Origin of the sequence: Lacrimispora sp. 210928-DFI.3.58 (assembly GCF_020554865.1) — a bacterium.
Lineage (GTDB): Bacteria > Bacillota > Clostridia > Lachnospirales > Lachnospiraceae > Enterocloster.
Map to the genome: position 1 here is coordinate 47,589 of NZ_JAJCIC010000001.1, position 14,313 is coordinate 61,901.

Below are 14,313 nucleotides of genomic sequence, written 5' to 3' on the forward strand. Positions count from 1 at the left end.
GGAAAGCCTGCGTCTTCGGGATAGGGAGACGCAGGCTTTTCTGCTTTATTATGTGTCTTATTTCGGCTCCTTCCTCGTAGCCGTAGGCAGGTTCCAGCAGTACTTCGTTGCCAGCAGCCGTATGAGCACAATGAGAAATGCGCTGATGATCATAGATAAGTCTCCGGAGAGCCAGTCGGACAGGAAGACGTAGCTTAAGGCTCCGGCGATGGAGGCACAGGCGTAGACGTGCTTTCGCAGGATGTAGGGAGTCTGGCCGGCCATGATGTCGCGGAGGACACCGCCGCCCACGCCGGTGAGCACTCCCAGGAAAATGGACAGAAAACGGTAATCCTGATAGCCTGCCATAATGGCGGTGTCAATGCCTGTAACCGTAAAGGCGGCCAGTCCGATGGCGTCCACAATGTTCATCATTTTCTCGTAGATGGCAATGTAATGGCTTTCCAGCACCTTCTGGTTCAGTCTCACAATGCAGAAGAGGATCATGACTGTTATAAAGGCCGTGATCACATATACCGGATTCAGAAAAAGGCTGGGAGGTACATTGCCCAGGATGATGTCCCGGAGCATACCGCCGCCCACAGCAGTGGTGACGCCCAGAACCACAACGCCCAGCAGGTCCAGGTGCTGCTTGATGGCAACCATGGCCCCTGAGGATGCAAAGGCGATGGTACCGATGATTTCAATGATAAAAAAGATCGAAATATGGATGTTCATGACATTTCATTACAGCAGATAGATCTTGTGCTGTCTGCAGGTCTCCCTCATTTCTTTGGGCCAGATGCTGGCCTGTACTTCTCCGATATGTGCGCGGTCTAAGAGCAGCATGCAGAGGCGGGACTGGCCGATGCCTCCTCCGATGGTGTAGGGAAGCTCTCCCTTTAACAGCATCTGATGATAGGGTAGATTCCTTCTCTCCTCACAGCCGGCTTTCTTTAACTGCTCCTCTAAGGCCTCTTCGTCCACGCGGATGCCCATGCTGGAGATCTCCAGGGCGCAGTTTAAGGTGTCGAACCAGAACAGGATATCCCCGTTCAGCTTCCAATCATCATAGTCCGGGGCACGGCCGTCATGGGGCTTGCCGTTTGCCAGCTTGTCGCCGATCTGCATGAGGAATACGCAGCCGTGTTCTTTGGTGATCAGGTTTTCCCGCTCCTTCGGTGTCTTGTCGGGATACATTTCCTCCAGTTCTGTGGTGGTGATGAAGAAAATGTCATTGGGCAGATGCTTCACAGCCTGGGGGTATTTGTACCACACCTCATGCTGCATGTGCTTGATGATCTTGAAGATCCGGCGCACCGTATCCTTTAAGGTGTCCATGTTCCGCTCTTCTTTTGTGATGACCTTCTCCCAGTCCCACTGGTCCACATAGCAGGAGTGGAGATTATCCAGCTCCTCGTCCCGGCGGATGGCGTTCATGTTGGTGTAGAGACCTTCTCCGGGTTGAAAGCCGTATTCCTTTAAGGCCATACGCTTCCACTTTGCCAGAGAGTGAACTACCTCCAGCGTCTCTCCCGGCAGGCCCAGCATATCAAAAGCAACAGGCCGTTCTGTGCCGTTTAAGTTGTCATTTAAGCCGCTGCTTTTTTCCACAAACAGAGGGGCGGAGATGCGCTCCAGCTGCATTTCCCTTCCCATCTCCTTCTGGAAGGTGTCGCGTATGTATTTGATGGCATCCTGTGTTTCCCGGATCGTCAGCCGGGGATCATAATGTTCAGGTATGATAAGCTCCATATATGGTTTCCTCCCAATTCTTGTTTCATCATGATGCAGCCCTGTGGCTGCAGGCTCAATCTTCTTTATGGTATCATTATTAGGGAAAAGGTGCAAGTATGTATTTATTTGAGTTTTTACATTTTGCACTGCACCTGAAGCAGGAGGGGATGGTGCTCCGGTTGCGGACTATCCAAAGAGTCCTTCCAGGCGTTTCTTCATCATTTCCCTTCGCTTTCTGGTTTCCTCTGCATTGCAGGTATACCGGCCATTTTCCTCTGACAGGATATCACCTTCTTTTGCTTCAGGGGGAAGTTCCCTTGCAGGAATGGAAACAAGGGCGCCGGATTCATCCTCGCACAGGGCAAATTCGCCCTCAAAGCGGTCAATTGTATAATTCATAAGTTTGTCCTCCATAAGATCTTGATGCCCTATCAGATTAATACTCCCAGGAGATGGATTGTCCATCGCTTTTGGCAGTAATAGTTCCCAGTTCGTCATTGCGCAGCACCTCAATGCCCCGTTTTTCCAGCTTTTCCATCGTTTCTCTGTGGGGATGGCCGTAAGAATTGCCCTTGCCGCACTGGATCACTGCATAGGAAGGGGATACTGCATCCAGGAAAGGATCGCTGGTGGAGGTGCTGCTTCCATGATGTCCAACCTTCAGCACATCTGCTGAAAGAAGCCTGCCGCTGTCTACAATGTCCTGCTCGGCTTCTTGTTCTGCGTCGCCGCACATGACAAAAGCGGTATCGCCGTAGGAAAGGCGTATTCCGATGGACCAGTTGTTTAAATCATTCCCATAATCGCCTACAGGAGCCAGAACGGTGAAGGAGGCCTCTCCCAGGGAATAGGTATCACCGAGGACGGGCTTTGTAAGCTTCATCTCCCTTGCTTCCACAGCATCAAGGACATCCTCAAAGGTCTTTGTGGTATGCTCGATGGGCGGCAGCATAATGATCTCTGCCGGAAATGCTTCGATCACGTCATCCAGGCCTCCGATGTGGTCCGAATGGGGGTGGGTGCCGATAATGTAATCCAGAGAGGTAATACCGGCTTCCTTTAAATAAGAGACTACCAGTTCTCCTTTGTCGTTCTCTCCGGCATCGATGAGCATATAATGGCCATCTGTCTCTGCCAGTATACAGTCACCCTGGCCGACGTCGATAAAATGGACCCTGAGCTCCTGGCCCTCTGTCAGAGGCTGGGATGTAGTGACAGTGCCGCTGTCTGCCGGAAAAGATGGAAGGAACTCCTTATATTCCCCTGTGATCAGTGAGAGAAGCAGGAGGGCGCCCAAAACCAGAAGGGAGGCCGGTGTGTATTTGGTTTTTGTGTTAGATTTTCTTCTTTTTGCCATAGTATCATGTCAGTCCTTTGCAGTATTTACTATGAAAGTCCCAGACGGCAGCCGTGAACGAGCCATGCTTGCATGAGCGAGCTCACGGGTATCGACTTTCATGCATGGTGATGCCTGCGTCAGCAGGCATGTCCGTTTATTTTGTCATTCTTGAGGCTTTGGGCTGTGCTCTAGCAGGCCGCTAAACAGCTGGTCCCAGGCAGGATGGGAGCGCTTTAAAGACAGGGGACGCCCCTCCTTTGTGAGAAAGCAGTGGCTGCTCTCACCCAGTGTGCGCAGTTCCCCTGTGGCAGCATCCCGCATTTCATAGCCGATGGTCATGCGGATACCGTTGTATTCCTTCAGCCATACGCAGATGCGGACCTGGTCATCAAAGTGTACCATGGATTTATACTGGCAGGAAACTCCCAAAACAGGGATCATAACGCCCTCTGCTTCCATGGACTTATAGCCGCAGCCGATCAGCTCCAGCATATGTATTCTTGCCTCCTCCATCCAGCGGATGTAATTAGAGTGATGGACGCAGCCCATCTGGTCTGTCTCATAATACTGGGCGTGGTGTATATAATCATGTGACATGGTATTCCTCCTTCTATGCGGTGTTGTTTCTCCAGTATACCGCAAGGGGAAGGATTTGACAAGATAAAAGCAAACGTTTGTTTGCATGGACTTGAGAGAAAACGGAAAATGAATCGTATAAATCCCACATCCCCTACATATACTAATGATAAACAAGCCCTGCGCCACAAGATACCAGGTGCAGGGTGGAAGCGCTTTAGTTGACTAGGTAAAGGAGTATAAGAATATGGCACGGGGAGTAAGAAAATCACCGATGGAAAAGCTTCAGGGAGAGCTAAAAGAGGTTCAGGCAACCATTGCACAGTATGAGAACTGCCTGGAAACCATGAGGGATAAGGAGAGGGCTCTGAAGGAGCAGATGGAGCTGGAGCAGTTTAAGGCTGTCAATGAGCTGTTAAAGGAACGGGAAATGACAATGGAGGACTTAAAAGAGCTTCTGATCTCAGAAGGGAAAGCGGTATTGACTGCATAAATGTACAAGACGTAAATGCGGCCGGCCTGTGTGTGAAATCGGTATACACAGGCTTTCTTTTATGTTAGAATAAAAGAAAAAAAGAGGTACATAAGATGGCAAATATGACATTGGGAAGCACCGGTATTTGTGTCAACAAAAACGGTTTCGGAGCCCTTCCGATCCAGCGGATTTCAAAGGAAGCTGCAGTCTGTCTGATACGCAGGGCTTATGAGGGCGGCATAACTTTTTTTGATACCGCCCGTTCCTATACGGACAGTGAGGTAAAGCTGGGAGAAGCATTGGAAGGTATACGTGATAAGGTCTACGTTGCCACAAAGACTCCGGCAAATAATGCAGAGGATTTTTGGAAGGATCTGGAAACATCCCTGAGGAATCTGCGCACAGACTATGTGGATATTTTCCAGTTCCACAATCCCTCCTTCTGTCCGAAGCCGGGAGACGGGACAGGACTGTATGAGGCCATGCTGGAAGCAAAGGCCCAGGGAAAGATCCGTCATATCGGCATTACCAATCACCGTCTGGCAGTGGCAGAGGAGGCCATTGAATCCGGGCTCTACGAGACCCTGCAGTTTCCGTTCTGCTATCTCGCCACAGAGAAGGATCTGGCGCTGGAGGAGAAATGCAGGAAGGCAGGCATGGGCTTTCTCGCGATGAAAGCACTGTCAGGAGGCCTGATCACCAATTCCAGAGCAGCCTATGCCTTTGAGGCCCAGTATGACAATGTTCTGCCGATCTGGGGCATTCAGAGGGAAAGAGAGCTGGAGGAGTTCCTCTCCTATGTGAATGATCCGCCTGAGATGACAGAGGAGCTTTTGGCAGTGATCGAGCATGACAGGAAGGAGCTGTTAGGAGAATTCTGCCGGGGCTGCGGCTACTGTATGCCATGTCCTGTTGATATCGAAATCAATAACTGTGCAAGAATGTCCCTGATGATCCGCCGTGCGCCCTCCGCCGCCCAGCTGACACCGGAGATGCAGGCAAAGATGATGAACATCAAAAACTGCCTCCACTGCGGCCAGTGCAAGTCCAAATGTCCTTACGGGCTGGATACGCCGGCACTGCTGGAGAAGAATTTAAAGGATTATGAGGAGATCCTTGCAGGAAAGGAATATTAAAGGATGAAAAAGGATGCGCAATGGATCAGGGATTGCATTGCGGCATCCTTTTTTTGACACGCATCCGGAATTTATGGCGCAGCCATGGGCAGCGTATATGACAGGATCGCAGGGCAGGATCTAACCGCGGTAGCGGTTTAAGCAGGCATAGATTTCCTGGGTCCTGGGCATACACAGTCCCATGGCAGCGTAGGAGGAATCGCTGATGGCGGGAAGGCCGCCCTTTTCCAGCTCCTTTTGTACCATGGAAATCACGGTGGAGAGGTCATAGCGTTCCAAAAGCTGGTGCTCCACACAGTAGCGCAGTATCTGGGCAAGGGCATTGGTCTGCTCAGAGTCTATGAGCTGTTCCACAAAACGCAGGTCCACTGGCTCCTTTCCGACCTGAAGGGAGTCCTTGCCGTAGACCTTGACCTTGATGCGGTCGTCACGGCACCCCTCGCGTCCGCCGCCAAAATGTCCGTCCTGGCTGTCACTGCGCCCGCCGCCAAAGCGCCCGTTCTGCCCGTCACCGCGTCCGCCGCCAAAGCGCCCGTTCTGTCCGTCACCGCGTCCGCCGCCAAAGCGTCCATCCTGGCTGTCGCCGCGTCCGCCCTCAAACCGCATCCCTCGGCCTCTGTCCTGGGCCCGTGAAGCGCCATTTCCCAAAGCCGCCGCACCCCTCGCCGCATTCAGCCGCCTTCCGGGTGCAGGGATCTGAAAGCCCTCCGCCTTCCTGATCGGCTCGGCTCCGTATCCGGCACAGTACGCCTTTGTCTTTTCTGTAATATCAATGGGCACATAGCAGTCCATCTGAATGATCGTGTCCGCAATATAGAAGTAAGCCCCGGAGCTTCCTGCTACCATGATCGTGGAAATGCCGGCCTTTTCATATAAATCTCTTGCCCGCTCAATAAAGGGCGTAATGGGCTCCTTGCTGCGGCTGATGATCTTCTGCATCAGGTCATCCCGCACCATGAAGTTGGTGGCAGAGGTATCCTCATCAATGAGAAAGGCTCTGGCACCGGACTCCATCCCCTCGATGACAGCCGCTGCCTGGGAGGTACTTCCGCTGGCATCCTCTGTGGAAAAGCAGCGGGTGTCCTTTTTGTTGGGCAGGTCGTTGATGAACATGGAAATGTCCACATTGCGCACGCTGCGTCCGTCCTCTGCTCGCAGCTTTAAGGCAGTCTCATCGGTGATCACATACTCGCGCCCATCCCCTGCAATGTGGTCATAGACGCCTGTTTCCAGGGCCTTTAAGAGTGTAGATTTGCCATGATATCCGCCTCCTACGATCAGGGTAATGCCCCGCTTAAGCCCCATGCCTGTGACTGTGCCCCGGTGGGGGAGAGTGAGGGTTACCCGCAGGGATGCAGGAGAGGTAAAGGGCACGCTGCCCTTCATAGGCTTGCTTGATACGCCGCTTTCCCTGGGCAGGATGGATCCGTCAGCTACAAAGGAGACGAGCCCCAGCCGCCTGCATTCCTCACGGATCACATGCTGGTCCTCTGCCAGGTCGATCACAGCACTTACCTCTTTTGCCGGCCTGTTTTTGTAATAGAATACCTGACGCACGCACCGCGGCAGGAAATCAAAGAGGATCTTGACCAATTCCCCGGAGTTGATGGTACGCCCATTGGCAGGAAAGCCCACCTCAAAGCGGGCGGTGATGCCGGTCTGGCTGCACTGGCAGGCAGTTCTTGTGAGGATCTCAGGGCCAGGATGGCTTATGGCGATCAGGCCGCTTTTGCCTGAGCCCTTTGCCTTAAAGTTAAACCTTCCGATCTCCTGATCAAACTGGCGCACCAGGTAATCCTCCAATGCCCGTTTCTTATATTCTGTGTCAAAAAAAGAGGCGGGATAGCCGGCCCGCTGGTGGGGGATAAAGACAGAAAGCTTTGAGGGAGCGGCAAAGGGATCTCCCTGTACATGGTCAATGGAAAGCACATAATCAGAACAGTTATAAGAGCCCTGGGCCGACTTGTAGGCAGGATAGCTCCTGCGGTCAATGGACTCTAACAAACGCCGTAATTCTTCTGAAGATTTCATAATCACATATCACCTTTCGGGCTTGATTTTATCCATCTTATTTTAATGCAGAGGTCAGGAAAATGCAATGAAAACAATGGACTTGCCGTCAAGAAACCTGAATTTCCGGATCTTGCACCGCGGCTGGCAGGGGGAGGGCTGGTGCGACTTTGCAGGATATTAGAAGCACTTAGGCAGCTGGTTTTTCCGTTCAGAGCAGCATCAATGATTGTCTGAGCGCAGCGAGTTGCATTGATGCTGCTCTGGCTTTTAGGAAAAATCAGGTGTCTTAGCGCTTCTTATGTCCGAAACCGGAGCATCCAGCCCTCCCCCTGCCAGCCGCGGTGCAAGATCCGGATTCGGAAACATAAGCAGGAAACCATTCACAAACCTCAGTTCCTGTGCTATGATGAGTTCCATAAATTATGATGCAGGATCAGGAGATGGCAAAATGAATGAAAAGGAAGCATTGAGAGAGAAGCTGAAAGAGGCTGAAAAGGTACTGGTGGGGATCGGCAGAGAATGGGGCCTGCGGTGCGGCGGCGGGGATGTCAGAAACTGCCGCTTAGGGGATGCGGGGCAGGAAGCTCTGCAGAAAGCCTATGAAAGGCTGTTTGGCCTGCTCTCAGAGAAGGATTATTACATTGTCACCACCCTGACAGACGGGGCGGTCTATGATACAGGTCTTGATGCGGGACGGATCGTGGCTCCCTGCGGAAATGTCCACTGGCGTCAGTGCTCGAAGGCCTGTACCAAAGATATCTGGGAGGAAGGAGAGGTAAAGGACGATGTCTGTCCCCACTGCGGTGCTCCGCTGACAGGCAACACCATCCAGGCGGAGACCTATATTGAGGAGGGCTATCTTCCCAGGTGGGAGAGCTACAAAAAGTGGCAGGCTGCAACGCTCAATAAAAGGCTTCTGGTGCTGGAGCTGGGGGAAGGCTTCGAGACTCCCACTGTGATGCGGTGGCCTTTTGAGAAGATCACATTTTTTAACAAAAAGGCCAGCCTTTACCGCATTAACAGCCAATTTTACCAGGTTCCCAAAGAAGTAGAGGGAAAGGCCTGGGGGATCAAGGCGGATTCCGTGGAATTTATGCGCTCTCTTTGATGGATGAGAGCAGTGAAAAATATATTGCCTTTATTGCTTTACCATGCTAAAATATATGAATCATAGAAACAGCATACAGAGAGGTTGCACATATGATTGCGATTATTGATTATGACGCAGGAAACCTGCGAAGCGTTGAAAAAGCCCTTGTCTCCCTGGGAGAACAGCCGGTGATCACCAGGGACAGGAAGGCGATCCTGGAGGCGGACAAGGTGATACTGCCGGGCGTGGGAGCCTTTGGGGATGCCATGGGACGGCTGCACCAGTATGGGCTGGTGGAGGCGATCCGCGAGACTGCTGCCCAGGGCACGCCCTTTCTCGGCATCTGCCTGGGGCTCCAGCTGATATTTGAGAGCAGCGAGGAAAGTCCGGGAGTGGAGGGACTCGGCCTTCTTCCCGGAAAGGTGCTCCGTATTCCCGACTGTCCGGGCCTTAAAATCCCCCATATGGGCTGGAATTCCCTTGACATAAGGCCGGGCGCCTCCCTGTTTCAGGGGATTGAGAACGGAGCGTATGTCTATTTCGTCCATTCCTATTATCTGAAGGCAGGGGAGGAGTCTGTTGTGGCAGCTTCCACGGAATACAGCACCCACATCCATGCGTCTGTGGAAAAGGGAAATGTATTTGCCTGCCAGTTCCATCCAGAGAAAAGCGGGGCAGTGGGCCTTCAGATCCTGAAAAATTTTATCAGCCTGTAGGATGTTTCCGGTCCGGGCTAAGGATCCGCGGGAAAGAGGCCATGACCATCAACAAAAAAGAGATAGGAGAAAAGCATGTTTACCAAACGAATCATTCCATGTCTGGATGTAAACAACGGGCGTGTTGTAAAAGGTGTCAATTTTGTAAACCTGCGGGATGCAGGAGATCCTGTGGAGATCGGTGCCGCCTATGACAAGGCAGGGGCAGACGAGCTGGTGTTCCTCGACATCACAGCCTCCTCCGATAACCGCAGGACTGTGGTAGATATGGTGCGCAAGGTGGCGGAGACCGTATTTATCCCCTTTACCGTGGGAGGCGGCATCCGCACGGTGGAGGATTTCCGCCTTCTTTTGAGGGAAGGTGCGGACAAGATATCCATCAATTCTTCAGCCATTGACAATCCAAAGCTTATAAGCGATGCGGCAGAAAAGTTCGGGCGCCAGTGCGTGGTAGTGGCCATTGACGCAAAGCGCAGGCCTGACGGCTCCGGCTGGAACATTTACAAGCACGGTGGACGGCTGGACACAGGCATTGACGCAGTGGAGTGGGCTATGGAGGCGGACAGGAGAGGGGCAGGTGAGATCCTCCTCACCAGTATGGACTGTGACGGCACAAAGGCCGGATATGACAATGAGCTGACGGCCGCCATTGCAGAACGTGTATCCATCCCCGTGATCGCCTCAGGAGGAGCCGGCACAAAGGAGCATTTTTACGATGCGCTGACGGCAGGAAAAGCGGATGCGGCCTTGGCAGCCTCCCTGTTCCACTACAAAGAGCTGGAGATCAGAGACCTGAAGGAATATCTTGCAGGGAGAGGGATTCCCGTAAGACTGTAAAAGAGCCGGAGCCGCTCCAGCCATCCTCCCGCCAGCAGCAGTACAACATACGGAAGCTCAAAAATAGCCATTGTGTCCTCCCGCTGCCTATGCTAAAATAGAAAACGTTCAAGGACGATGACACAACACAGATGAGAAGGAGATCGAGGAAATGGCTGCAATATCCAATGACTGGCTTCCGCCATTAAGCGCTGAATTTAAAAAGCCCTATTATAGAAAACTTTATGAGACAGTGATGCATGAGTACCAGACCAGGAAGATCTTCCCGGACCCCAACGACATTTTCAATGCCTTTGCATTCACCCCTCTTGCCCAGGTAAAAGTGGTTATTTTGGGTCAGGATCCCTACCACAATGACGGCCAGGCCCACGGCCTTTGTTTTTCTGTGAAGCCGGATGTGGAGATCCCTCCGTCACTGGTGAATATCTATCAGGAGCTCCACGATGATCTGGGATGCGATATCCCAAACAACGGATATCTGAAAAAATGGGCGGATCAGGGAGTCATGCTCTTAAACACTGTGCTCACAGTCAGGGCCCATCAGGCCAATTCCCACCGGGACATCGGCTGGGAGCAGTTTACGGATGCTGCCATTAAGATCTTAAACGAGCAGGACCGCCCCATGGTATTCATCCTTTGGGGAAGGCCGGCACAGTCAAAAAAGGCGATGCTGAACAACCCGAAGCATCTGATCCTGGAGGCCCCTCATCCCAGCCCCTTATCTGCATTCCGCGGCTTTTTCGGAAGCCGTCCCTTCAGCAGGACCAATGAATTTTTGAAGGAACACGGCATAGAGCCCATTGACTGGCAGATCGAGAATGTCTGAGAAGGAGACTTCAGAGAAAGGAATAGCTGTCTGAGAAATTACATAAAATGTACGGCACAGGCACAGGGAAGCTCTAGGATCCATGGAAAGGACTGTGCAGCAAGGAGAAGCAATGAGCATAGTAGAAATATTAAAGATTATTGTACTGGGCATTGTTGAGGGATTTACAGAATGGCTGCCCATCAGCAGTACGGGACATATGATACTGGTGGATGAGATCATCCGCTTAAACCAGCCGGATGCATTTAAAGAAATGTTCCGTGTGGTGATCCAGCTGGGAGCGATCATGGCAGTGGTCGTCATGTATTTTCATCGGCTGAATCCGTTCAGCCCCACCAAATCCGGCAGGCAGAGGGACGCCACCTGGGCCCTGTGGATCAAGATCATTATAGCCTGCCTCCCGGCAGCGGTCTTTGGCCTGCTGTTAGATGACTGGATGGACGCGCATCTTTACAATGCTTATGTGGTAGCTATTACGCTGATCCTCTACGGAGTTCTGTTCATTGTGCTGGAGAACAGCCGCCTCTGCGCCAACCCAACATATAATAAGGTGGGTCAGATATCGGCAAAGACAGCTCTGTACATCGGGCTGTTCCAGCTCTTGTCCCTGATCCCCGGCACCTCCCGTTCCGGTTCTACCATTCTGGGAGCAATGGTTCTGGGCTGCTCCAGGGGCGCGGCTGCGGAGTTTTCCTTCTTTTTAGGGATTCCGGTGATGTTTGGGGCCAGCTTTCTTAAAATTGTAAAATTCTTCCTGGACGGCAACATGTTCACAGGCTCTCAGGTGTTCTACACGATCCTGGGAATGCTGATCGCCTTCGGTGTGTCCATCTACTCCATCCAGTTTTTGATGGGGTATGTGCGCAAGCACGATTTCAAATTTTTCGGATATTACAGGATCATCCTGGGAGTGATCGTGCTGGCTTATTTTGGGATTACGGCCTTAGCCAGCTGAATATAGGACGATAACATACAGACAATAAGATCAGGCGCGGCAGTTGATTTGCCGCGCCTGTTATATTTGTGCCGTTTGGTTGTTCCTGTGTGTAAGATCAGTCAAGCAGATCTGCAATATCATACAGCAGCCGTTCGGAATCCTCCCAGCCCAGGCAGGGATCTGTGATGGACTGGCCGTAGCAGTGCTCGCCAATCTTGTGGTTTCCGGGTACGATGTAGCTCTCGATCATCAGGCCCTTTACCAGGTTCTTGATGTCATTGGAGTGGGAACGGCTGTGGAGCACGTCCTTTGCAATGCGGACCTGCTCCTTGTACTGCTTGTTGGAGTTGGAGTGGTTGGTGTCCACGATGCAGGCCGGGTTCTTTAAGTCGCGCTTTGCGTAAAGTTCAAAGAGAAGCCGCAGATCCTCATAGTGGTAATTGGGCAGGCACTGTCCGTGGGAGTTCACTGCGCCCCGCAGGATGGTGTGGGCCAGCGGGTTGCCGGGGCACTCTACCTCATAGCCCCGGAAGCAGAAGGTGTGCGGAAGCTGGGCAGCCACAACGGAGTTGAGCATAACGGTCAGGTCGCCGCTGGTAGGATTCTTCATGCCCACAGGGACATCGCAGCCGCTTGCCACCAGGCGGTGGTACTGGTTCTCCACAGAGCGGGCACCCACGGCGATGTAGGACATGATATCAGACATATAGCCCACATTATCCTGGTAAAGCATCTCGTCTGCAGTGGAAAAGCCTGTCTCCCTCAGCACACGCATGTGCATGTGACGGATGGTGAGAACGCCCTCCAGCATGTCGGGCTTTTTTTCAGGGTCGGGCTGATGAAGCATGCCCATATAGCCCTCTCCGGTGGTCCTGGGCTTGTTGGTGTAAACTCTTGGTACGATGAGAAGCTTGTCCTTTGTCTTTTCCTGAACCTTCACCAGGCGGCTGGTATAATCGCATACAGCCTCCTCGTTGTCAGCGGAGCAGGGGCCGATGATGATCAAAAATTTATCACTTTTCCCCTCGATAATGTCTGCGATCTCCTTATCCCTCTGGGCTTTTAACTCTGCCAAATGGGCCGGAAGAGGAAACTGCTCACGGATCTCATCCGGTGTGGGCAGAAGCTTATTGAATTTGAATCCCATATCTTAAGTCCTCCGATAAATCTAAACTAACTATGCGCTTTGCGCTCTAATCAATCATTATAATATAGAAAAAAGAATTCGTAAAGACCGAGATTTCCCCGATTTCCGCGTTTTGTATCACGGCTGTCAGGGAGAAGTCCGGATGCTCCGGTTTCGGACATAAGCAGCACTAAGACACCGGATTTTTCCGAAAAGCCAGAGCAGCATCAATGCAACTCGCTGCGCTCAAACAATCATTGATGCTGCTCTGAACGGAAAAACCAGCTGCCTAAGTGCTTCTAATGTCCTGCAAAGTCGCACCATCCTTTCCCCTGCCAGCCGCAATACAAAACGCGGAAACTCAGGCGGGATTTCTCGAAAAGGGCCATGAAATGGTTGACAGAAGAAACGCTACAAAGTATAAATAGAAAGGGCACAAAGGAAGAAATGGAGGCAGTTGGAGGATCATGGCAGGAGCAGTGACAGAGAAGAAAAGGGAAGCAGGCGCAGAGCCGTGCCGCATGCGACTGGGAACAGTCATGGCGCTGATCGGAGGGACCTGCTGGGGCTTTTCCGGCTGCTGCGGGCAGTTTTTATTCCAGCAAAAAGGCGCGCAGGCTCCCTGGCTGGTATCCCTGCGTCTCTTTTTTGCAGGACTCCTTCTGATCGCGGCAGGCTTTTGTATACACGGAAAACGGAATCTTGAGATCTTTCAAAAGAAGAGGGATGCTCTTCATCTGCTGGCATTTTCCCTCTGCGGGATCACCTTCTGCCAGTTTACCTATTTCATGGCGATCCAGGCTTCCAATGCAGGGACGGCTACGGTACTGCAGTATCTTTCACCTGTCATGATCCTGTTTGTGGTATGTATCCGTGAGAGGAGGAGACCAAAGGGACTTGAGCTGGCCGCTATTGGCTTGTCTGTTCTGGGCACCTTTGTTTTAGGGACCCATGGGGATATCCATACATTTCACATTACGGGGCAGGCGCTGTTTTGGGGCCTTCTGGCAGCAGTCAGCTCTGTGATCTATACTATGCTGCCGGGAGGGCTGATCATCCGGTATGATATCTATCAGGTACTGGGCTTTGGAATGTTCTTTGGCGGTGTTGCCATGAGCCTGGCTGTCCGCCCCTGGAGCTATGAGCTTGTGTGGGACGGAGGAACCTGGGGAGCTCTGACCGGTGTGATCGTTGTGGGGACGGCATTGGCCTTTGCCCTCTACCTGCAGGGCGTCAGCATGATAGGACCCTTAAGGGGCAGCATTTTAGCCAGTGTAGAGCCTATATCGGCAGTTATCCTCTCTGTACTGTGGCTGGGCACAGCCTTTGAGACAGCTGATTTCCTGGGCTTTGTCCTGATATTATCCGCAGTCATGGTTCTGACCCTTGCCCAGCAAAAGAGAGGGAAAACCACGGAAAGACCAGCTGACTAAGTGCTTCTAATGTCCTGCAAAGCCGCGCCGTCCGCCCTCCTGTCAGGCGCTCCGTAAAATGGTAACAGTTCAGACGGCGGGGACTCAGGAGGA

The 14,313-nt window shown here is 52.2% G+C and carries 14 protein-coding genes and 1 pseudogene; 8 read left to right on the forward strand and 7 right to left on the reverse strand.

Going from position 1 to position 14,313, the window contains the following annotated elements; all coding sequences use genetic code 11:
- Positions 1–57: 57 nt before the first annotated feature.
- The 5 genes and pseudogenes from LIZ87_RS00195 to LIZ87_RS00215 all read right to left on the reverse strand — a co-directional run bounded on the left by LIZ87_RS00195 (position 58) and on the right by LIZ87_RS00215 (position 3,652).
- Positions 58–717, reverse strand: coding sequence for a trimeric intracellular cation channel family protein (locus tag LIZ87_RS00195; RefSeq protein WP_178317089.1), 660 nt, complete (start codon positions 715–717; stop codon positions 58–60).
- 9 nt (positions 718–726) lie between these two features.
- Complete coding sequence (gene asnA / locus LIZ87_RS00200; protein ID WP_227144699.1) at positions 727–1,734, reverse strand: aspartate--ammonia ligase; 1,008 nt, start codon at positions 1,732–1,734, stop codon at positions 727–729.
- A gap of 168 nt (positions 1,735–1,902) precedes the next feature.
- Complete coding sequence (locus LIZ87_RS00205) at positions 1,903–2,115, reverse strand: DUF3006 domain-containing protein (protein ID WP_178317087.1); 213 nt, start codon at positions 2,113–2,115, stop codon at positions 1,903–1,905.
- Between the two features lie 46 nt (positions 2,116–2,161).
- Positions 2,162–3,073 (reverse strand): annotated as a pseudogene (locus LIZ87_RS00210) (ComEC/Rec2 family competence protein); the annotation flags it as partial.
- Between the two features lie 144 nt (positions 3,074–3,217).
- Entirely contained in the window at positions 3,218–3,652 is a 435-nt protein-coding gene (locus LIZ87_RS00215; protein WP_178317085.1) for an acyl-CoA thioesterase, read from the reverse strand.
- 226 nt (positions 3,653–3,878) lie between these two features.
- On the opposite strand from LIZ87_RS00215, the gene LIZ87_RS00220 reads away from it, so the two are divergent.
- Together LIZ87_RS00220 and LIZ87_RS00225 are read left to right on the forward strand one after the other, a co-directional pair.
- Positions 3,879–4,124 carry a hypothetical protein gene (locus LIZ87_RS00220; protein ID WP_178317084.1) on the forward strand — a complete coding sequence of 82 codons (246 nt, stop codon included), beginning with the start codon at positions 3,879–3,881 and terminating at the stop codon, positions 4,122–4,124.
- Between the two features lie 95 nt (positions 4,125–4,219).
- The gene (locus tag LIZ87_RS00225) at positions 4,220–5,242 is read left to right on the forward strand and encodes an aldo/keto reductase (RefSeq protein WP_178317083.1); all 1,023 of its coding nucleotides are present in this window, start codon (positions 4,220–4,222) and stop codon (positions 5,240–5,242) included.
- 120 nt (positions 5,243–5,362) lie between these two features.
- Here LIZ87_RS00225 and LIZ87_RS00230 read toward each other — a convergent pair whose 3' ends face one another.
- Complete coding sequence (locus LIZ87_RS00230) at positions 5,363–7,273, reverse strand: ABC-ATPase domain-containing protein (RefSeq protein WP_227144701.1); 1,911 nt, start codon at positions 7,271–7,273, stop codon at positions 5,363–5,365.
- A 430-nt stretch (positions 7,274–7,703) separates the two neighbouring features.
- Between LIZ87_RS00230 and LIZ87_RS00235 the strand changes: the two genes are divergently transcribed.
- The 5 genes from LIZ87_RS00235 (at position 7,704) to LIZ87_RS00255 (ending at position 11,679) form a co-directional block, all read left to right on the forward strand.
- Complete coding sequence (locus tag LIZ87_RS00235; RefSeq protein ID WP_227144702.1) at positions 7,704–8,363, forward strand: hypothetical protein; 660 nt, start codon at positions 7,704–7,706, stop codon at positions 8,361–8,363.
- Between the two features lie 92 nt (positions 8,364–8,455).
- Positions 8,456–9,061 carry an imidazole glycerol phosphate synthase subunit HisH gene (hisH, locus tag LIZ87_RS00240; protein ID WP_227144704.1) on the forward strand — a complete coding sequence of 202 codons (606 nt, stop codon included), beginning with the start codon at positions 8,456–8,458 and terminating at the stop codon, positions 9,059–9,061.
- Positions 9,062–9,136: 75 nt separating this feature from the next.
- Positions 9,137–9,898 (forward strand): imidazole glycerol phosphate synthase subunit HisF, encoded by a 762-nt coding sequence (gene hisF / locus LIZ87_RS00245; RefSeq protein ID WP_178316575.1) that lies wholly within the window; start codon positions 9,137–9,139, stop codon positions 9,896–9,898.
- Between the two features lie 151 nt (positions 9,899–10,049).
- Positions 10,050–10,724 carry a uracil-DNA glycosylase gene (locus LIZ87_RS00250; protein ID WP_178316576.1) on the forward strand — a complete coding sequence of 225 codons (675 nt, stop codon included), beginning with the start codon at positions 10,050–10,052 and terminating at the stop codon, positions 10,722–10,724.
- 112 nt (positions 10,725–10,836) lie between these two features.
- Complete coding sequence (locus LIZ87_RS00255) at positions 10,837–11,679, forward strand: undecaprenyl-diphosphate phosphatase (protein WP_227144706.1); 843 nt, start codon at positions 10,837–10,839, stop codon at positions 11,677–11,679.
- A 97-nt stretch (positions 11,680–11,776) separates the two neighbouring features.
- On the opposite strand, the gene LIZ87_RS00260 is transcribed toward LIZ87_RS00255, so the two are convergent.
- The gene (locus tag LIZ87_RS00260; RefSeq protein ID WP_178314588.1) at positions 11,777–12,808 is read right to left on the reverse strand and encodes a 3-deoxy-7-phosphoheptulonate synthase; all 1,032 of its coding nucleotides are present in this window, start codon (positions 12,806–12,808) and stop codon (positions 11,777–11,779) included.
- Positions 12,809–13,326: 518 nt separating this feature from the next.
- Between LIZ87_RS00260 and LIZ87_RS00265 the strand changes: the two genes are divergently transcribed.
- Positions 13,327–14,220: a DMT family transporter gene (locus LIZ87_RS00265; protein WP_178313182.1), complete on the forward strand. Its 894-nt coding sequence runs from the start codon at positions 13,327–13,329 to the stop codon at positions 14,218–14,220.
- Positions 14,221–14,313 lie beyond the last annotated feature (93 nt).